At 68.2% G+C, this 19,208-nt stretch carries 14 protein-coding genes; 11 read left to right on the plus strand and 3 right to left on the minus strand.

The window, feature by feature from the left end; translation table 11 throughout:
- Positions 1–47 precede the first annotated feature (47 nt).
- Positions 48–1,196 carry a quinone-dependent dihydroorotate dehydrogenase gene (locus D2E24_RS02310; protein WP_125967725.1) on the minus strand — a complete coding sequence of 383 codons (1,149 nt, stop codon included), beginning with the start codon at positions 1,194–1,196 and terminating at the stop codon, positions 48–50.
- Positions 1,197–1,376: 180 nt separating this feature from the next.
- Here D2E24_RS02310 and D2E24_RS02315 point away from each other — a divergent pair, with 180 nt between their 5' ends.
- The 4 genes from D2E24_RS02315 (at position 1,377) to D2E24_RS02330 (ending at position 5,413) form a co-directional block, all read left to right on the plus strand.
- Complete coding sequence (locus D2E24_RS02315; RefSeq protein WP_125967726.1) at positions 1,377–2,180, plus strand: DeoR/GlpR family DNA-binding transcription regulator; 804 nt, start codon at positions 1,377–1,379, stop codon at positions 2,178–2,180.
- A gap of 5 nt (positions 2,181–2,185) precedes the next feature.
- Positions 2,186–3,436, plus strand: coding sequence for a galactose-1-phosphate uridylyltransferase (gene galT, locus D2E24_RS02320; RefSeq protein WP_125967727.1), 1,251 nt, complete (start codon positions 2,186–2,188; stop codon positions 3,434–3,436).
- A gap of 56 nt (positions 3,437–3,492) precedes the next feature.
- Entirely contained in the window at positions 3,493–4,743 is a 1,251-nt protein-coding gene (gene galK, locus D2E24_RS02325; RefSeq protein ID WP_125967728.1) for a galactokinase, read from the plus strand.
- A 175-nt stretch (positions 4,744–4,918) separates the two neighbouring features.
- On the plus strand, positions 4,919–5,413 hold the full coding sequence (locus D2E24_RS02330; RefSeq protein WP_125967729.1) for a DUF2798 domain-containing protein: 495 nt from the start codon (positions 4,919–4,921) through the stop codon (positions 5,411–5,413).
- Positions 5,414–5,560: 147 nt separating this feature from the next.
- Here the strand turns inward: D2E24_RS02330 and D2E24_RS10250 are convergent, their stop codons facing one another.
- Entirely contained in the window at positions 5,561–7,873 is a 2,313-nt protein-coding gene (locus D2E24_RS10250) for a hypothetical protein (RefSeq protein WP_164520966.1), read from the minus strand.
- 388 nt (positions 7,874–8,261) lie between these two features.
- On the opposite strand from D2E24_RS10250, the gene D2E24_RS02340 reads away from it, so the two are divergent.
- From D2E24_RS02340 to D2E24_RS02355, 4 genes are all read left to right on the plus strand, one after another.
- Entirely contained in the window at positions 8,262–9,737 is a 1,476-nt protein-coding gene (locus D2E24_RS02340; protein WP_241222815.1) for a DHA2 family efflux MFS transporter permease subunit, read from the plus strand.
- A 156-nt stretch (positions 9,738–9,893) separates the two neighbouring features.
- Positions 9,894–10,166 carry an ACT domain-containing protein gene (locus tag D2E24_RS02345; RefSeq protein ID WP_125967730.1) on the plus strand — a complete coding sequence of 91 codons (273 nt, stop codon included), beginning with the start codon at positions 9,894–9,896 and terminating at the stop codon, positions 10,164–10,166.
- Between the two features lie 28 nt (positions 10,167–10,194).
- Positions 10,195–11,559: a PFL family protein gene (locus D2E24_RS02350; protein ID WP_125967731.1), complete on the plus strand. Its 1,365-nt coding sequence runs from the start codon at positions 10,195–10,197 to the stop codon at positions 11,557–11,559.
- A 109-nt stretch (positions 11,560–11,668) separates the two neighbouring features.
- Positions 11,669–12,322, plus strand: a complete 654-nt coding sequence (locus D2E24_RS02355; protein ID WP_125967732.1) for a tRNA (cytidine(34)-2'-O)-methyltransferase — start codon at positions 11,669–11,671, stop codon at positions 12,320–12,322.
- Positions 12,323–12,409: 87 nt separating this feature from the next.
- On the opposite strand, the gene D2E24_RS02360 is transcribed toward D2E24_RS02355, so the two are convergent.
- Positions 12,410–13,360 (minus strand): serine hydrolase domain-containing protein, encoded by a 951-nt coding sequence (locus tag D2E24_RS02360; RefSeq protein WP_125967733.1) that lies wholly within the window; start codon positions 13,358–13,360, stop codon positions 12,410–12,412.
- A 154-nt stretch (positions 13,361–13,514) separates the two neighbouring features.
- Here D2E24_RS02360 and D2E24_RS02365 point away from each other — a divergent pair, with 154 nt between their 5' ends.
- The 3 genes from D2E24_RS02365 (at position 13,515) to rpoB (ending at position 19,152) form a co-directional block, all read left to right on the plus strand.
- Positions 13,515–14,522: an HhH-GPD family protein gene (locus D2E24_RS02365; protein WP_125967734.1), complete on the plus strand. Its 1,008-nt coding sequence runs from the start codon at positions 13,515–13,517 to the stop codon at positions 14,520–14,522.
- Between the two features lie 82 nt (positions 14,523–14,604).
- Positions 14,605–15,285, plus strand: coding sequence for a hypothetical protein (locus tag D2E24_RS02370; RefSeq protein WP_125967735.1), 681 nt, complete (start codon positions 14,605–14,607; stop codon positions 15,283–15,285).
- A gap of 318 nt (positions 15,286–15,603) precedes the next feature.
- Positions 15,604–19,152, plus strand: coding sequence for a DNA-directed RNA polymerase subunit beta (gene rpoB / locus D2E24_RS02375; protein ID WP_164520972.1), 3,549 nt, complete (start codon positions 15,604–15,606; stop codon positions 19,150–19,152).
- Positions 19,153–19,208 lie beyond the last annotated feature (56 nt).

Genomic DNA, 19,208 nt, shown 5'->3' on the forward strand with positions numbered 1-19,208 from the left:
CGTCTGCGTGACAGGCTCGCGTGCGCGCCGATGCGCGCCGCCGCGGTTCAGGCGTCGACGCCGACGGCCTGAGCCACCGAGTCGAAGCCGTCGCGGCGCAGCAGCTGCGCGAGCCCGCGCTTGAGGACGGTGATCTGCTGCGGGCCGCGGTACATGAGCGAGGAGATGAACATCACCAGACTGGAGCCGGAGCGGATCTTCGCATACGCCTGCTCGGGCGTGGACACGCCGCCGATGCCGGCGATCGTGAACCGGCCGCCGTACTCGCGGTAGACGCGGCGGATCAGCTCGTTGCTGGCACGGTAGGTCGGGCCGCCCGACAGGCCGCCCTCCCATTCGCGCGGGATCTGCAGGCCGGTGCGGTCCTTCTGCAGGTTCGCGATGCTCACGCCCTGCACGTCGTGCTCGGCGAGCACGTCGAGCAGCGCTTTGAACTCGTCCCAGCTCTTGTTGAGCGGCATCTTGACGAGCGTGGGCTGCGGGCGCTCGATCGCATCGAGCGCGTCGAACAGGCGGTCGAGCGCCTCGGGGCTCTCGTTGAACGGTTCGCCGGCCATCGTGTTGGGGCAGGAGATGTTCACCTCGACCATCGCGGTGCGGCCGGCGGCGCGGCGCATCGACGTGCAGTAGTCCTCGATGCCCTCCTCGACGTCGCCGGTCAGATGGTCGTTGGTGCGGGCGATCGACACCGACATCTGCAGCGTCTTCGCCTGCGTCCAGGCGCGTTCGGCGCGCGGGATCACCTGCTCGGAGCCGTCGTTGGCCAGGCCGACGTGCACCATCATCGAATCGTATTCGGGCAGACGGTGGAACCACGGCTTGGGGTTGCCCGGGCAGGGGCGTGCGGTGGTCGAGCCGACCGTCTCGAAGCCGAAGCCGGCGTTGTCCATGAGGACGGCCATGTCGCAGTTCTTGTCGAGGCCGGCGGACAGGCCGAACGGATTGGCGAAGTCGACGCCCATCACGCTCGTCTCGAGGATCGGGTCGGTGTAGTCGAGCATCTCGCGCAGCAGCCACATGAGCGGCGGGATGTTCCGCGTGACCCGGCAGAACGCGATCATCTGGTCGTGGGCCTCGTCGGGGGTGTGGTTGAACACGAAGCACGGCTTGACGATGTGCTTGTATCCGAAGGTGAAGAGGTCGGTGGTGGCTTTGTTCACGGCGTCGTGCCAGAAGCTTTCGGAAACATAGGTCATGGGCTCCATTGTGGCACCGGCCCCGGGCGCGGGCAAGACTCGGCGGCGCGTGTTGCCGCGCGTGCGGTTTTGTGCGGTTGTGCGTCCGGTCGGATCCAATTCGCGCTCGTATTCGGCGTGTCGTGAGGGAAACGCACGCCTCGGTTTTGTTTCTGCGCGAATGTGTGCGATAATGTTCGAATGATTTCCTCACAACGTCAGCACCTGATCCTCAGCAGACTGCGCACCCGCGGCGCCGTGCGCATCACGGCGCTGTCCAAGGAACTCGGCGTCTCGGCGATGACGATCCGACGCGACATCGCCGAACTGTCCGACAAGGGGCTCCTCAAGCGCGTCCACGGCGGCGCCGTCACCACGAGCACGCTGCTGAGCGAACCGCTGTTCTCCGTCAAATCGCAGATGGACATCGGACTCAAGGACGCCATCGCCCAGGAGGCCGTGCGCTACGTGGCCCCCGGCGACGTGATCGCCATCGGCGGCGGCACCACCGCATACGTCTTCGCCCAGCATCTGCTCGAATCGCAGCAGTCGAGCGGCATCACGATCCTCACCAACTCGATCCCCGTCGCCGAACTCGTCCAGGCGCTCGAATCGAAGGACGTGGAGGTCATCGTCACCGGCGGCGTGATCACCCGGTCGAACTCGCTCGTCGGCCCCATCGCCGACAAGGTCGTCGCCTCGCTGCGCGTCAACACCGTCTTCCTCGGCACGCACTCCGTGTCGCTGCCCCGCGGCTTCCTCATGCCCAACTCGCTCGAGGCGGCCACCGACATGGCGATGATGGACATCGCCGACAAGACCATCATCCTTACCGACCACACGAAGTGGAGCTGTACGTCGCTGTCGCTGTTCGCACGCTTCGACCAGGTGGACACGGTGATCACCGACGACGGGCTCGACCCCGACTCGGCCAGCAAGACCAGGGAACTGGTCAAGGAACTCGTTCTGGCCCGCCAGAGCGAACAGCAACAGGAAAGTGAGTGAGACACATGGCACAGTTCGCCAACTACACCCCGGATGCCTATGCGAAGGAGCACATCCGCATCACGCCGACGACCCTCGCCGACGGACGCGACTTCTTCTACCTGGACGACGACCCCGAGTACGTGAGCGGCGCCAAGACCCGCGAGACCACCGATCCGCGCCAGCTGGCCTACCGCTTCAGCAACCAGCTCAACGCCGCCGGCGAGGAGGTGCCCTACGCGGCCCCCGAGATGCGCCGCGACCCGCTCACCGGCGACTGGATCCCGATGGCCACCGCGCGCATGAACCGCCCGATCACCGCCGGCCCCGGCGCCACCGCCACCGGCAACCCGCTCGCCGCACGCAAGCCCGGCGACCCCTACCAGGACGGCGAGGTCCCCGACACCGACTACAACGTCGTCGTCTTCGAGAACCGCTTCCCGTCCATGGTGCGCGTGCCCGGCCGCTCCGAAGCCGTCGAATACGTCGACGGCAACCCGCTGTGGGAGAAGAAGCTCGCCGCCGGCCGCTGCGAGGTCATCTGCTTCGACCCCAACGAGACCGGCCTGCCCGCCGACCTGCCGGTGAGCCGACTGCGCACCGTCGTCGAGGCGTGGGCGTTCCGCACCGCCGAGATCTCCACGATGGAGGGCATCGAACAGATCTTCCCGTTCGAAAACCACGGACAGGAAATCGGCGTCTCCCTGGCACACCCTCACGGACAGGTCTACTGCTATCCGTTCATCGCGCCGAAGATGGAAGCCGAACTCAAGCAGACCGAAGCCTACCACGAGAAGACCGGCGGCAACCTGCTCAAGGACATCATGAACGCCGAGATCGAAGCCGGCGAGCGCATCGTCATGCGCAACCACAGCTGGGTCGCCTACGTGCCCGCCGCCTCCCGCTGGCCGCTCGAAGTGCACGTCGCCCCCGTGCGCGACGTCCTCACCCTCGACCAGCTCGACGACCAGGAGCGCTGGGACCTCGCCCAGATGTACTCCACGCTCCTCAAGCGCGGCAACGCGTTCTTCGACAAGGGCGACGGCCTGGGCATGGACCTGCCGTACATCGCCGCCTGGCATCAGGCTCCGATCCACGACGCGCGCCGCGAGAACTACCGACTCAACCTGCAGTTCTTCTCGTTCCGCCGCGCCGCCAACAAGATCAAGTACCTCGCCGGCTCCGAATCCGGCATGGCTGCCTGGATCTCCGACACCACGCCCGAACTCATCGCCAAGCGATTCCACGAGCTCGGCCCCGTCGACATCGCCGACTGAGCCGCGCCGCGAACGAACCCATCCCACGAACGAACCCATCCCACGAAAGAACACCGATGACCGCTGTTGAATTCATCGAACCCATCGCCCCCGCCGACGGCGTCGCACGCGCCAAGGCGCTGTTCGCCGCCACGTACGGCACCGAGCCGCACGGCGTGTGGGCCGCCCCCGGCCGCGTCAACCTGATCGGCGAGCACACCGACTACAACGCCGGCCTGTGCCTGCCCATCGCGCTGCCGCACCGCACGTACATCGCCCTCGCCCCGCGCGAGGACACGACCGTGCGCGTCGTCTCCGACATCGCCCCCGACAGGATCGCCCAGGCCGACCTCGATGGCCTCCAGGCGCGCGGCGTGGACGGCTGGTCCGCCTACCCGACCGGCGTCGCCTGGGCGCTGCGCGAAGCCGGCTACGACACCGTCAAGGGCTTCGACGCCGCGTTCGTCTCCTGCGTGCCGCTCGGCAGCGGCCTGAGCTCGTCGGCCGCGATGACCTGCTCCACCGCGCTCGCCCTCGACGACGTGTACGGCCTCGGCTACGGCGCCACCGACGCCGGCCGCGTCACGCTCATCAACGCGGCCATCACGTCCGAGAACGACATGGCCGGCGCCTCCACCGGCGGCCTCGACCAGAACGCCTCCATGCGCTGCTCCGCCGGCCACGCGATCCGCCTCGACTGCCGTCCCGGCCTGAGCGCCGTCGACAGCGTCAGCCCCCAGGAGTTCGACCTCGACAAGTACGGCCTCGAACTGCTCGTCGTCGACACCCAGGCCCCGCACCAGCTCAACGACGGCCAGTACGCCAAGCGCCGCGCCACCTGCGAGGCCGCCGCCGCCACGCTCGGCGTCGACAACCTGCGCGTCATCGCCGACCAGGTCGCCGCCGCCGACGACCCCGCCGCGGCGCTCGCCGACGTGCTCGCCCGCCTCGACGACGAGACCAGCGTCAGGCGCGTGCGCCACGTCATCACCGAGATCGAACGCGTCGACCGCTTCGTCGCCGCGTTCGCCGACGGCGACATCGCCACCGCCGGCGACCTGTTCAACGCGTCCCACGACTCGCTGCGCGACGACTACGAGGTCACCGTCCCCGAACTCGACGTGGCCGTCGACACGGCCCGCGCCAACGGCGCGTACGGCGCGCGCATGACCGGCGGCGGCTTCGGCGGCTCCATCATCGCGCTCGTCGACAAGGGCCGCGGCCGCGAGGTCGCCCAGCTCATCGCCGACGAGTTCGAACGTCGCGGATTCCACGCGCCGCGCGCCCTCGCCGCCGTCGCCGCGCCCAGCGCCTCGCGCGAGGCCTGACGCGCCGCAACACGCCGGGGCGCCCCGCGCAGGACGCCCCGGCGTGGTAAGTTGCGTTCCTGTTTGAAAAACCGCATGGCCACGAGCCGAAATTCCACGAGTTTCGGTCCTGGGCCATGCGGTTTTTGCGTTTTCAGCGAATCAGCAACCAACGAATGTAGGAGTGTATCCCTTCATGCCTCAGACCAAGCTTCAGGACGCCGTCTTCACCCTCATCATGGCCACCGTCATGGTGTACGGCATGGTCGTGTACAACGTGGCCCTCAACATGGGCGACGTGACCGGCGCGACCTTCCTGGCCGCGCTGCACGAGATGCCGATCATGGTGCCCGTCGCGTTCATCCTCGAATTCTTCGTCGTCGGCAGGATCGCGCCGGCGCTCGCGTTCAGCGTCATGCGCCCCGACGACCGCCCGCAGTTCATCACCTACGCGATCTCCATCTGCATCTGCTGCATCATGTGCCCGGTGATGAGCCTCGTCGCCACGTTCCTGTTCAAGGAGCCGAGCTTCGGCATGTGGGTGCGCACCTGGGCGCTCAACTTCCCGATGGCGGTCTGCTGGCAGCTGTTCTACTGCGGCCCGTTCGTGCGCCTCGTGTTCCGCACGCTGCTCAAGGCCAAGCACCGCGTGTTCGGCGTGCGCGTCGCGCGCGTCGCCGAAGCCGCCTGATGACGGCCCGATGACGGCCCGATGACGACGAGGGGCGTCCGACTGCATGTCGGACGCCCCTCGTCATAGGTGGCGGTGTCCGTCGTGGCCGGCCTCTACCGGTCGGTCACGACGGACGGGACGATGGCCGCCGATGGCGGTCGTCCGTCAGCCGATGTAATGGTCGGCGTGACGCGCGACGCGGACGCGGGTGAACGCGACGCCGGCGCCCGCCAGCGCGGCGATGGCCATCAGGCTCAGCGGCAGCGACGCCTCGGCGCCGGTGGATGCGAGGGACTGCTTGCCGGCGTCGCCGTTCTTGTCGGTCTTGCCCGCCGCGCCGGGCTGGGACGCCTGGTCGTTCTTCTTGTCGGCGTCGGCCTGCTCCTTCTCGAGCTTGGCGGCGAGCGCCTTGGCGTCGGCGAGGGCGCGGTCGGCGTCGTCCTTCTCGGACTTGGCCGCGTTGTAGGCGTTCTGGGCTTCCTCGAGCTTGCCCTTCGCGGTCTGGGCGGCCGCTTCGGCGTCGGCGAGTGCGGCGTCGGCCGACTTGGCCTGCCGCTGGGCTTCTTCCAGCGCCTTCTTCGCTTCGGCGAGTGCGGCCTGGGCGGTGGTCGGGTCGAGGGCCTGCAGTGCCTTCTGGGCGGCGTCGAGTGCGGCGTCGGCCTGCTTCTTGTCCTTCTCGGCGTCGGCGACGGCGTTTTTGGCGTCCTGGAGGCCTTCGGACGCCTGGTTGTTGCCGTTGGTGGCGTCGGTGAGCTTGCGGTTGGCGCTGGTGAGGGCCTGCTCCTTGCCGGCGAGCGTCTTGCGGGCCTGCTCGAGCGCTTCGGCCTGGGCCTTGTTCTCGTCGACGGCCTTGTCGTAGGCCTGCTGCGCCTGGTTGAGCCGCTGGTTGGCGTCGGCGAGCGCGGTGTCGGCCTCCTTGCGGGCCTTGGTGGCCGCTTCGGCGTTCTTCTGGGCGTCGGTGGCGGCCTTGTCGGCCTCGTTGGCCGCCTCGTTGGCCTGCTGGGCCTTGCCGAGGGCCTCCTGGTAGACGGCTGCCGCGTTCTCCAGTCCGCTCTTGTAGTCCTGGATCATCTGACGGTATTCGGCGACCGTGTATCCGTCGCCCTTCATGGTCGTCATGTTCTGCGCGTCGGTGACGCGGTATGTGCCGCCGAAGGCGCGGCCGTAGCCGGTGACGGTGGCTTCGGGGTCGATGATGTTGAGATAGTGGCCGGTCTGGTGGTAGATGTCCGGGTAGTCGCGGCTGATCTCGATGACGGACAGGTCGCGCAGTTCGGGCATCGTCTCGCAGTACTTGTCGAACTTCTTCTTCTCGGCGTCATACCAGCCGCTGTACGGGTCGGCGTAGCCCCATGCGAGGTTCTGGCTCTGCGTGTACGTGCCGGACAGGTGGCCTTGGACGGGGCCGAACGTGTTGGCGTCGGCGGCGAGCTGGGCGAGCGCGGTCTGGTAGTCGTCGACCGTCCACGCCTCGAGTCCGATGCTCGTGCGGATCGCGTTGCCCTCGTCGAGCAGGTCGAGCGCGCGCAGCATGTTGTCGAGGCTGGTGGAGCTGGTCTCGTCGCCGAGCTTGACGTAGAACTTGTCGCCCTTCGTGGTGAGCGCCTCCGCGGCCTTGGTCGCGCCCTTCGACTCGAAGAAGCCGAGGGAGCCCTTGGCGAGCTGCTCGTCTGCGGTGTCGGCCTGCTGCTTCTTGGCGTCGGCGTAGGCCTGCGCCTCGTCGGCGGCCTGCCGGGCCCGCCGGGCGGCGAGATTCTTGTCGTTGAGGTCGTTCGATGCGGTGGTTTCCCGGTTCACGGCGTCCGACTGGGCCTGTACGGCCTGCTGCTGGGATGCCTTGGCCGCGTCGAGCCCGTCGATCACCGACTGGGGGATGCCGAGTGCGGCCTCCTTGTCGGCGACGTCCTTGGCTGCGGCGTCGCGCTCCTGCTGCGCCTGCGCCGCCGCGGTCTTCGCGGCGTCCAGCGCCTTGGCGGCGTCGTCGGCGTCGGCCTGCGCGTCGTCGAGCGCGTCGTTCGCATCCTGCAGCGCCTCCTGCGCGTCGGCCACGGCCTGCTTGGCCTCGTCGACGGCCTGCTCGGCCTCCTGCTTGGCCGCGGGGTCATTGACCTTGTCGAGGTTGGCCTGCGCCTGATCGGTCGCGGCCTGCGCGTTCTTGAGATCGTCGGCGGCCTCGTCGGCGGCCTTGCGGGCCTGATCGAGCTTGGCCTGCGCCTCCTGATCGGCGGTCTTCGCCTGATCGAGCTTGGCCTGCGCATCCTTGAACGCCGCGTCGGCCGCGTCGGCCTTCTCCTGGGCCGCCGGCACGCCGGCGATGATCTGCGGGTCGCCGCTCGTCTGCTGCCGGGCGGTCGTGGCGGAGGATTCGGTGCGGTCCGCAGTGACGGTGGTCTGCTCGTCGGCCATGGCTGCGTTCGGCGCGAGCAGCGTGCCCGCGACGACGATGCCCGCGACCGCGGCCTTTCCCGGATTCTTCATCGGTCTTCTCCTTAGCGGTGGGGGAGGGGATTCCCAACGCCGCGATGCGCCCCCGACCCCCGTCCATCCGCACCGCAGGCATACGTATGCCGCCGAGATCGTTCTCGGCGCATGACCACACCAGTGTATCGCCACCATGCGAACGACATACGAGACATCGTCCACCGTATGAGCGCCAAAGACCCCGCGGAATCTGGCCGCAACACGCATGGGCGTTGATTTTTCCGCGAATTTCATTAGGGTAACGTACCGATTGCGAAGCGCATGTCCGACGCCGGGCTCCGGCGGGACATGCGCTTTTTTCATCACGGCCGGAGGCCCGGACGTTAGGGGCTCGACGATGCAGCATCGCCCGACCGTGATGCCGCCGCACACAAGTGAGGTATCGTTGTCCGCGACACAGCAGACTTCCCACGACAGTACATTCCCCTCATCCTCCGCCTCCGCTGAATCCTCCGGCCGCAGGAAGGCATCCCCGGCCATCTCCCGCCCGCATCTGGTGATGCTCGGCCTCTACATCGGCGCGTTCCTCGGCATGCTGTCCGAAACGTCGATGAACATCGCCCTGCCCGACCTCATGGGCGACTTCTCCGTATCCTCCGGCACCGCGCAGTGGATGGTCGTCGGCTACATGCTCGCCATCGGCATCGTGCTGCCCTGCGTGGGCTTCCTGCTCAAATGGGTCAAGGCCAGGACGCTCGTCCTGTTCGCCCTGACCTGCTTCCTCGTCGGCGCGATCGTGTGCATCATCGCGCCCAGCTTCCCGATCCTGCTGGCCGGCCGCATCGTCCAGGGCGTGAGCACCGGCATCGTGCTGCCCACCATGTACGCCGTCGTCGCACGCATCTTCCCCGCCGAACGCATCGGCGCGGCGCTCGGCGTGGCCGGCCTGACCGTCATGGTCGCCCCCGTCATCGGCCCCACCCTCTCCGGCGCGCTCATCGGCGCGTTCTCCTGGCGCGCCATCTTCATGCTGCTCGCGCTCGTCGCCGCCGTCGCGATCGTCTGCACCGCGGCGTTCTTCACCGCACCCATCGAACGCACCCGCCCCGCCGTCGACATCCCCTCCATCCTTGCCTCGGTCATCGGCTTCGGATGCCTCGTCGCCGGCGTGAGCATGATCAGCGATATGGGCCTGTCCGCGGGCGTCATCGCCCTGATCGTCGTCGGCGTCGTCGTGCTCGCCTTCTACGCGCACCGCCAGCTCACCATCGACAACCCCGTGCTCGACCTGCGCGCGCTCGGCATCGCCATGTTCCGCACCCCGGCCGTCATGGTCAGCTTCTCCTTCGCCTGCACGCTCGTCGTCATGTACCTCGCGCCGCAGGAACTGCAGAACGGCCTCGGCCTGAGCTCCACGCTCGCCGGCCTGCTCATGCTGCCCGGCGGCATCGTCAACGCGGTGTGCACGCTCTCCGTCGGACGCCTGTACGACCACTACGGCGCCAAGCGGCTCGTGCTCATCGGCATCGTGCTCACGCTCATCGGCTGCGCCCTGTTCCTCACCATCGGCGCCGACTCCGGCGTCGGCCACTTCCTCATCGCCCACATCGTCATCATGGCCGGCATCCCGTTCATCCAGCAGGCCACGCAGTCCGCGGCGCTCGCCGCGCTGCCGCCGGAGCTGTCGACCGACGGCAGCACCATCCTCAACACGCTGCAGCAGGTCGTCGGCGCCATCGGCACCGCCATCGCCACCTGCCTGCTCGGCATCGGCCAGACGCACTATGCGGCCGCCGGCGGCACGGACGCGGCCGAAGGCTTCGTGGAGGGAGCCCGATGCGGCTACCTGCTCGGCGTGGTCCTCATCGTGCTCGTCCTCATCGGCTCGTTCATGCTGCGCGACGACAAGCGCCGCGCCTGACCGTTCCGACGGCCGTTCCGACGGTCGTTCCGACGGCTTCCCCGGCGGCTTCCGGACCGTGGCCCGTCCCACGGTTCGGGAGCCGCAGGGCGAGATGCGGGGCCTTCCTTATACTGGGAAGGGCCCCGCTTTTTCGTTTTTTTCTAGGGAGTCCCCATGAACAAGGCCATCATCACCGTCGTCGGACAGGACACCGTCGGCATCATCGCCCGCGTGTGCACCTACCTGTCCCAGCACAACGTCAACGTACTCGACATCTCCCAGACCATCATCGACGGCTTCTTCAACATGATGATGATCGTCGACTACGCCGAAGCCGACAAGGACTTCGGCGCCATGGTCGGCAACCTCGAAGACCTCGGCGACGAGATCGGCGTGCGCATCCGCTGCCAGCGCGAGGAGATCTTCACCCGCATGCACCGCGTCTGAACGGCGCAAACGGAAAGGAGAACCAGCCATGCTCAACATCATGGAGGTCCACGAGACCAACCGGATGATCGAACAGGAGAAGCTCGACGTGCGCACCATCACGATGGGCATCTCGCTGCTCGACTGCGCCACCGCCGACCTGGACGCCACCTGCGCGAACATCCACCGCAAGATCACCACCTACGCCAGGGACCTCGTGCCCACCGGCGAGGCCATCGAACGCGACTACGGCATTCCGATCGTCAACAAGCGCATCACCGTCACCCCCATCTCGCTCGTCGGCGCCAGCTGCTGCAAGTCCAGCGAGGACTTCGTACGCATCGCCCACACGCTCGACAAGGCCGCCAAGGAAGTGGGCGTCGACCTCATCGGCGGCTACAGCGCGCTCGTCTCCAAGGCCATGACCCCCGCCGAGCGCATGCTCATCGAATCCCTGCCGCAGGCCCTGAGCGAAACCGACATCGTCTGCTCGTCCGTCAACGTCGGCTCCACCAAGACCGGCATCGACATGAACGCCGTCGAACTCCTCGGCCGCATGATCAAGGACATCGCCCACCGCACGCGCGACAACGACTCGTACGGCTGCGTCAAGTTCGTCGCGTTCTGCAACGTGCCCGACGACAACCCGTTCATGGCCGGCGGCTTCCACGGCGTCACCGAAGGCGACGCGGTCATCAACGTCGGCGTCTCCGGCCCCGGCGTCGTCTCCCGCGCCCTCGACGAAGCCATCGGCAAGGACTTCGAATTCCTGTGCGAGACGATCAAACGCACCGCGTTCAAGATCACGCGCGTCGGCCAGCTCGTCGCCCAGGAGGCCAGCCGGCGACTCGGCATCCCGTTCGGCATCATCGACCTGTCGCTCGCACCCACGCCCGCCGTCGGCGACTCCGTGGGCGAAGTGCTCGAGAAGATCGGCCTCGACCAGGTCGGCGCGCCCGGCACCACCGCGGCGCTCGCCATGCTCAACGACCAGGTCAAGAAGGGCGGCATCATGGCGTCCTCCTACGTGGGCGGCCTGTCCGGCGCGTTCATCCCCGTCTCCGAGGACCGCAACATGATCGCCGCGGCCGCATCCGGATGCCTGACCCTCGAAAAGCTCGAGGCGATGACCTGCGTGTGCTCCGTCGGCCTCGACATGATCGCCATCCCCGGCGACACGTCCGCCGCGACCATCTCCGGCATGATCGCCGACGAGGCGGCCATCGGCATGGTCAACCAGAAGACCACCGCCGTGCGCGTCATCCCCGTCGAAGGCAAGGGCGTGGGCGAGATGGCCAACTTCGGAGGCCTCATGGGCTACGCGCCGATCATCCCCGTCAACCAGACCGGCTGCGAGGCGTTCGTCACGCGCGGCGGCCGCATCCCCGCGCCGATCCACTCGTTCAAGAACTGAGCGGAACGGCGGAAGCCGACGGAATGCAGGCCCCTGAACCGCATATGGTTCAGGGGCCTGCCTATGCTCGGAAACCGGATTCCACCCGCGCCGAGAACGGAGAAGACACATGACGCAGGACGTTCAGGAACAGCCGCAGAACCCGGAGGACAAGGTCGGCAGGATGTTCGAATACGGGTACCGCAAGTCGAACTACGGTCCCGACGAGCTCGTCACCGACGCGCACGGCAACCCGATCTCCGTGGTCGACGCGATGCTGTCGGCCGTGGAGGCCGCCAAGGCCGAGACGTCCACGCCGCACCTGTGCTACTACTCGCCGCGCATCCCCGGCAACACCGGCTCTGCAATCCGCCTGTGCGCGGTGACCGGCACGATCCTGCACCTCGTCGAACCGCTCGGCTTCAACCTGCGCGACACGAAGCTGCGCCGCGCCGGCCTCGACTACCACGACATGGCCCACGTCGTGCTGCACCCGGACTTCGACGACCTCGTCGCCTCGATGCCCGACTCGCGCATCATCGCGTTCACCGCGCACGCCACCAAGCTGTACACCGAAGTCGAATACAAGCCGACCGACATCCTCCTGTTCGGCCCCGAACCGGGCGACATCCCCGACCCGATGGACATCATGGCCGGCCCGCACGTCGCCGAACAGGTGCGTCTGCCGATGCGTCCGTCGCTGCGCTCGCTCAACCTGACCAACTGCGCGTCCATCGCCATCTACGAGGCGTGGCGCCAGCTCAACTTCGCCGGCGGCAAGTAGGCCGAGTCGGCATAAGGACGGCCGGCGGCCGGGTCGCGGACCTGCGATGGAGCCGGTAGTGCGACCCGGCCGCCGCGGCGGACGGCGTCAGGCGGCGACGAGGGGGAGCATGAGCCGCTCGTGCAGCTCGTGGCGCACGGTCACGGCCCAGCCGTCGTTCTCCTCGGGGCATTGGATCGCCACGACGAGCCCCTGGTCGGGCAGCACGGTGCTGATCTGGCCGAACGCGCCGTCGGCACGGTAGGCGTGCGGGTACGGTGACATCCACCACTGGTAGCCGTACCCGCACGACCAGCCGTCATCGTCCTGCACCGGGGTGTCGATCTGCCTGGACGTGGCCCGCTCCACCCAGTCGGCATCGACGATGCGCCTTCCGGTGGGCGCCCATACGCCGCCGTTGAGGAACACCTGCGCGATACGCAGCATGTCGGCGAGCCGCATCTCGATGCTGCTGCCGCCCAGCGCATGGCCCTGCGGATCGTGCTCCCACACCGGCCATCCCTGGCCGAGCGGGTCGAACACATGCCGCCACAGGTATTCGCCCAGCCGCATGCCGGTGCGCTCCTCGAGCATGCGCCCGGCCAGATACGTGTCCGCGGACGAGTAGTGGAACGCCGTGCCCGGCGTGACGCGCACCGGCTTGGACAGCATGTAGCGCAGATAGTCGGGGCATCCCTCGCCGGCGCGGCGGCCGGCGATCATCAGGAAGTCGCCGTCGAAGCCGCTGGACATGGTCAGCAGGTCGTGCAGCGTGACGCCGGCCAGCCCGGGGTCGGCGTCGTCGGGCAGATGGGCGGCGAAGACGTCGGCGAGCGTGTCGTCGAGCCGCAGCGCGCCCTCGCCGACGGCGATGCCGATGGCGGTGGAGACGTAGCTTTTGGTGTGGGAGTAGATGCTGCGCGGCTTGTCGTGGGTGAAGTGGTGTTCGGCGAGGATGCTGCGCTCGTCGGCGACGGCGAGCCCTTCGATGGGCAGATGCCGGTCCGTCGCGTAGCGGATGAAGTCGTCGAACAGGGCGGTGGCGGTCGATGCGTTCATGATGGCTGCTCCTTCGCGTCGTTGCGCGGCCCGGTGGCCGGTGGTTGGTCGGATGCGTCGCGTCGATCGATTGACGTCTGACGTGCATCGTTTGACGCGGCCGATGATACCGCCGCGCTCAGACGATGTATCACCGAACCGGCACAATGATCGGATGCCCGAAACGAGAACGAACGATCCGACCCTCCTCCATCGGAACGGCGACACCGGAGACGGGAGCGCCGTGCGCGACCGTGCGGAACTGCTGCTCGGCGCATGGTGGGAGACGAACGCGCGCGACCTGCCATGGCGGTTCGGCCGCGCCACGCCATGGGGCGTGCTCGTCAGCGAGGTGATGAGCCAGCAGACGCAGATGAGCCGCGTCGTGCCCTACTGGACCGACTGGATGCGCCGCTGGCCCGACGCCGCCTCGCTCGCCGCCGCGCCCACCGCCGACGTCATCACCGCATGGGGACGGCTCGGCTACCCGCGGCGCGCCCTGCGCCTGCAGGAATGCGCGCGCGTCGTCGCCGACGACTGCGACGACGTGCTGCCGCGCACCTACGACGAGCTGACCGCACTGCCCGGCATCGGCGACTACACCGCATCCGCCGTGATGAGCTTCGCCTACGGCGAGCGGATCGCCGTCATCGACACCAACATCCGCCGCGTGCTCTCGCGCGCGTTCCTCGGCGTCGAATCGCGCGGCGGCGCGGCGTCGCCGGCCGAACGCGACCTCGCATGGCGCATGCTGCCGGGCGGGACGGACCGCGTCGGCGTCGGCGATGCGGATTGCATCGGCGGCGGCGATGCGGACGCCGCGGCGCGATCCGTCGTCTGGAACCAGGCGGTCATGGAACTGGGCGCCACGGTGTGCACCGCCAAGACGCCGCTGTGCGACGACTGCCCGATCGCCGCCGAATGCGCGTTCCTCGCCACCGGACGACCCGGACTGGGGGAGCGGCGTACCCGGCCCCGCCAACGCTTCGCCGGCACCGACCGCCAGGTGCGCGGCCTCGTCCTCGACGCGCTGCGCGCCCTGCCCGCCGGCGGCATACTGCCGCGCGAGCGCGTCGACGCGCTTTGGAACGACCCCGTGCAGCTCGGGCGATGCGTCGCCTCGCTCGACGAGGACGGACTCATCGACATCGTCGGCGACGGCGCGGTGCGACTTCCCGCATAGCGCGGCCGCCCGTGCGCAGACGTCGGGGAGGTCGCCGGAGCGGCCGGAAACGCGCGAAACGCGTGGTATAGACTGGGAGGCTATGACTGAGAGGAACACCCGCGGCAGGACGGGCGCGCGACGCACGTCCTCGTCCACGTCGGCGCGCGCGCGCAGCGCGGCGGAACGACGACGGCAGGCGACGTACCGGCGCCGCCGCATCGTCGTAGGCGCCGTCGCCGTCATCCTGCTGGCGCTCGCCGTCTTCTGCGGGTACGCGCTCGTGCGGCTGGCCGGATCGGCCGGCGCGGCCGTCGGATGGGGCGCCGGACGCACGCTGGAACGCGAGGCCGTGCCGGACGCGCCCAAGGTGAGCGCGGTGCGCTCGTGCACGGCCTCGGACGTCGACGTGACGCTCGCCGCATCGACGGCGACCGTGGGCGTCGGCGGATCGGTCGACTTCTCGATCACGCTGCGCTACACCGGCAGCGCCAAGCAGGGCTGCCTGATCGACGCGTCCGACGACGCGGCCGTGCTGACCGTCTCGTCGGGCGACCAGACGATCTGGCGCTCCGACGTCTGCCCGGCCGACCCGTACTGGCTGCTGCTGGCGACCGGCGACGAGGACACGCACACTGTCACCTGGAACACGGTCGCCTCGTCCGACTCGTGCGTCGCCGACGCCGACCTGCCCAAGGTGAACGCCGGCACGTACGTGGCCGCATTGGAGTTCCCCGACCTGCCCAAGCTCGACGGGGGGAGCGTGGCCGTCGCCGTGCAGTAGGCGGCGGCGCGGCGTCTCCGGGCGCGCCGCCGGATGCGTCGTCGACGATGACGACGCGGCGCGGCAGTCCGCGACCGTGCGGCGACCGCCCGCGACCGGCGGAACGACGCGGTTCCGGCGTGTCGGCGATGTTGCGACACGCGAGGACGCGTGCTAAAATATGTTGGTTGCGTATATGCATGTCATATTGCGGGCATGCTGACAAAGACGAAGCGCCCGCATATCTGGCATATGGCGGCCGAGCGGCGCTTGTCGGGGAACAGAACCGTACCGAACGAACAAGCGAGCGATAAGGAACGTCCATTGGCTACTGAAGCTATGACGAACACCACCACTGTGATCGCACGCGCCGACCAGCACGACATTGATCTGCACAAGGCGTCGGACCGTGTGAACTTCGGCTCCATCCGCGAGCCCCTCGATGTGCCCTACCTGCTGGGCGTGCAGACCGACAGCTTCGACTGGCTGATCGGCGCCGACCGCTGGAAGAAGCGCGTCGCCGAGGACGAGGCCAACGGCACCGTGACCGTGCCGCACATGTCCGGCCTCGACGAGGTCTTCAGCGAGATCTCCCCGATCGAGAACTTCGCCCAGACCATGTCCCTGACCTTCTCCGACCCGTACTTCGAGGAGCCGCGCCACACGGTCCAGGAGTGCAAGGAGAAGGACTACACCTACTCCGCCCCGCTGTACGTGAACGCCGAGTTCGAGAACGGCGACACCGGCGAGATCAAGTCCCAGACCGTGTTCATGGGCGACTTCCCGCTGCAGACCCCGCACGGCACCTTCATCATCGGCGGCACCGAGCGAGTCATCGTCTCCCAGCTGGTGCGCTCCCCGGGCGTCTACTTCGACCGCTCCACCGACCGCACCTCCGGCAAGGACGTCTTCGGCGCGAAGATCATCCCGTCGCGCGGCGCCTGGCTCGAGTTCGAGATCGACAAGCGCGACGTGCTCGGCGTGCGCGTCGACCGCAAGCGCAAGCAGTCCGCCATCGTCTTCCTCATGGCCATCGGCATGACCAAGCCGGAGATCCGCGAGGCGTTCCAGGGCTACCCGCTGGTGCTCGACGCCCTCGACAAGGAGACCATCGACACCCAGGACGAGGCCCTGACCGACCTGTACCGCAAGATCCGCCCGTCGGACACCGCGACCCCGGAGGCCGGCCGCAACCTGCTCGACTCCTTCTACTTCAACACCAAGCGCTACGACCTGGCGCGCGTCGGCCGCTACAAGATCGACCGCAAGCTCGGTCTGGAGCACGACATCAACGACCGCTCCCTCAAGCGCGAGGACATCATCGCCACCATCAAGTACCTGGTGACGCTGCACGCCGGCGACGAGACCTTCCCGGGCAAGCGCAAGGGCGAGGACATCGACCTGCGCGTCGAGACCGACGACATCGACCACTTCGGCAACCGCCGCATCCGCCAGGTCGGCGAGCTGATCCAGAACCAGCTGCGCACCGGCCTGAGCCGCATGGAGCGCGTCGTGCGCGAGCGCATGACCACCCAGGACGCCGAGGCCATCACCCCGCAGTCCCTGATCAACATCCGCCCGGTGAACGCCACCATCAAGGAGTTCTTCGGCACCTCCCAGCTGTCGCAGTTCATGGACCAGAACAACCCGCTGGCCGGCGTGACCAACAAGCGCCGTCTGTCGGCCCTGGGCCCCGGCGGCCTGTCGCGCGACCGCGCCTCCATGGAGGTGCGCGACGTGCACCCGTCCCACTTCGGCCGCATGTGCCCGATCGAGTCTCCGGAAGGCCCGAACATCGGTCTGATCGGCTCCCTGGCGACCTTCGGCCGCGTCAACCCGTTCGGCTTCATCGAGACCCCGTACCGCAAGGTCGTCGACGGCCAGGTGACCAACGAGGTCGAGTACATGAGCGCCGACCAGGAGAAGGGCCACGTCATCGCCCAGGTCAACCAGAAGCTGGACGGCGACGGCCGCTTCGCCTCCGACATGGCCCTCGCCCGAGAGGACGAGGAGGAGGCGGTCGACGTCCCGGTGAGCGCCGTCGACTACATGGACGTCTCCCCGCGCCAGATGGTCTCCATCGGCTCGTCCCTGATCCCGTTCCTCGAGCACGACGAGGGCCACCGAGCGCTGATGGGCACCAACATGCAGCGCCAGGCCGTCCCGCTGGTCGAATCCGAGCGTCCGCTCGTGGGCACCGGCTCCGAATGGCGCGTCGCCTACGACTCCGGCGACGTGATCATCGCCGACAAGCCGGGCGTCGTCACCTACGTCTCCGGCGACATCATCCGCGTGATGAACGACGACGGCACCCAGTCCAGTTACAAGCTGACCAAGTTCCAGCGCTCCAACCAGACGACCTGCTACAACCAGCGCCCGATCATCAAGAGCGGCGAGCGCGTCGAGGCGGGCACCGTCCTGGCCGACGGCCCGGCCATCCAGAAGGGCGAGATCGCCCTGGGCAAGAACCTGCTGGTCGCCTTCATGCCGTGGAACGGCTACAACTACGAGGACGCCATCATCATCTCCCAGCGCCTCGTGCAGGACGACACCCTGTCCTCGATCCACATCGAGGAATACGAGATCGACGCGCGCGAGACCAAGCTGGGCGCCGAGGAGATCACCCGCGACCTGCCGAACGTCGGCGAGGACGCGGTCGCCAACCTCGACGAGCGCGGCATCATCCGCATCGGCGCCGAGGTCGAGGCCGGCGACATCCTCGTTGGCAAAGTCACGCCGAAGGGCGAGACCGAGCTGACCCCGGAGGAGCGCCTGCTGCGCGCCATCTTCGGCGAGAAGTCCCGCGAGGTGCGCGACACCTCCCTGCGCGTGCCCCACGGCGAGACCGGCACCGTCATCGCGGTCAAGGAGATCACCCGCGAGGACGCCGAGGAGGACGGCGACGAGCTGCCCAACGGCGTCAACCAGATGATCCGCGTGTACATCGCGCAGCACCGCAAGATCACCCAGGGCGACAAGCTCTCCGGCCGTCACGGCAACAAGGGCGTCATCTCGCGCATCCTGCCCGAGGAAGACATGCCGTTCCTCGCGGACGGCACCCCGGTCGACATCATGCTCAACCCGCTGGGCGTGCCGTCGCGAATGAACCTCGGCCAGGTGCTCGAACTGCACCTCGGCTGGATCGCGCACTCCGGCTGGGACATCTCCCTCGACCCCGAGCTCGAGGCCGAGTGGAAGAAGATGATCCCCGCCGGCGCCGAGAAGGGCGAGCCGGGCACCCCGGTGGCCACCCCGGTGTTCGACGGCGTCAAGCCCGAGGTCATCAAGGGCCTGATGAAGTCCACCCTGCCGAACCGCGACGGCGACCAGATGGTCGGCGAGGACGGCAAGGCATGGCTGTTCGACGGCCGCACCGGCGAGCGCTTCGGCAAGCCGATCTCCGTGGGCTACATGTACATCCTGAAGCTGCACCACCTGGTCGACGACAAGATCCACGCCCGCTCCACCGGCCCGTACTCGATGATCACCCAGCAGCCGCTGGGCGGCAAGGCCCAGTTCGGCGGCCAGCGCTTCGGCGAGATGGAGGTGTGGGCCCTCGAGGCCTACGGCGCCGCGTACACGCTGCACGAGATGATGACCACCAAGTCCGACGACGTGGACGGCCGCGTGCGCGTCTACGGCGCGATCGTCAAGGGCGACAACCTGCCGCCGGCGGGCATCCCCGAGTCGTTCAAGGTGCTCCTCAAGGAAATGCAGTCCCTGTCCCTGAACGTCGAGGTGCTCAACGCCGAGGGCGTCGCCATCGACATGAAGGACGAGGACGACGACCCCGTCGCCGCCAGCGACGACCTGGGCTTCAACATCGGCGTGCGTCCCGAGACCGCCGCCAAGGAGGACCAGAAGGCCGCGGAGCCCGAATACCAGTGATCCGATGGCCGGCATCGGGCCGTCCGCCCCGCACCGCCGTGTGCGGCGTGGACGGC

It is taken from the genome of Bifidobacterium samirii, from assembly GCF_003952945.1.
GTDB lineage: Bacteria > Actinomycetota > Actinomycetes > Actinomycetales > Bifidobacteriaceae > Bifidobacterium > Bifidobacterium samirii.

Bases quoted from the DNA above. Each gene is read 5' to 3' on its own strand.
- D2E24_RS02310 (WP_125967725.1), bottom strand. From the start codon at position 1,196: ATGACCTATGTTTCCGAAAGCTTCTGGCACGACGCCGTGAACAAAGCC.
- D2E24_RS02315 (WP_125967726.1), top strand. From the start codon at position 1,377: ATGATTTCCTCACAACGTCAGCACCTGATCCTCAGCAGACTGCGCACC.
- galT (WP_125967727.1), top strand. From the start codon at position 2,186: ATGGCACAGTTCGCCAACTACACCCCGGATGCCTATGCGAAGGAGCAC.
- galK (WP_125967728.1), top strand. From the start codon at position 3,493: ATGACCGCTGTTGAATTCATCGAACCCATCGCCCCCGCCGACGGCGTC.
- D2E24_RS02330 (WP_125967729.1), top strand. From the start codon at position 4,919: ATGCCTCAGACCAAGCTTCAGGACGCCGTCTTCACCCTCATCATGGCC.
- D2E24_RS10250 (WP_164520966.1), bottom strand. From the start codon at position 7,873: ATGAAGAATCCGGGAAAGGCCGCGGTCGCGGGCATCGTCGTCGCGGGC.
- D2E24_RS02345 (WP_125967730.1), top strand. From the start codon at position 9,894: ATGAACAAGGCCATCATCACCGTCGTCGGACAGGACACCGTCGGCATC.
- D2E24_RS02350 (WP_125967731.1), top strand. From the start codon at position 10,195: ATGCTCAACATCATGGAGGTCCACGAGACCAACCGGATGATCGAACAG.
- D2E24_RS02355 (WP_125967732.1), top strand. From the start codon at position 11,669: ATGACGCAGGACGTTCAGGAACAGCCGCAGAACCCGGAGGACAAGGTC.
- D2E24_RS02360 (WP_125967733.1), bottom strand. From the start codon at position 13,360: ATGAACGCATCGACCGCCACCGCCCTGTTCGACGACTTCATCCGCTAC.
- D2E24_RS02365 (WP_125967734.1), top strand. From the start codon at position 13,515: ATGCCCGAAACGAGAACGAACGATCCGACCCTCCTCCATCGGAACGGC.
- D2E24_RS02370 (WP_125967735.1), top strand. From the start codon at position 14,605: ATGACTGAGAGGAACACCCGCGGCAGGACGGGCGCGCGACGCACGTCC.
- rpoB (WP_164520972.1), top strand. From the start codon at position 15,604: ATGACGAACACCACCACTGTGATCGCACGCGCCGACCAGCACGACATT.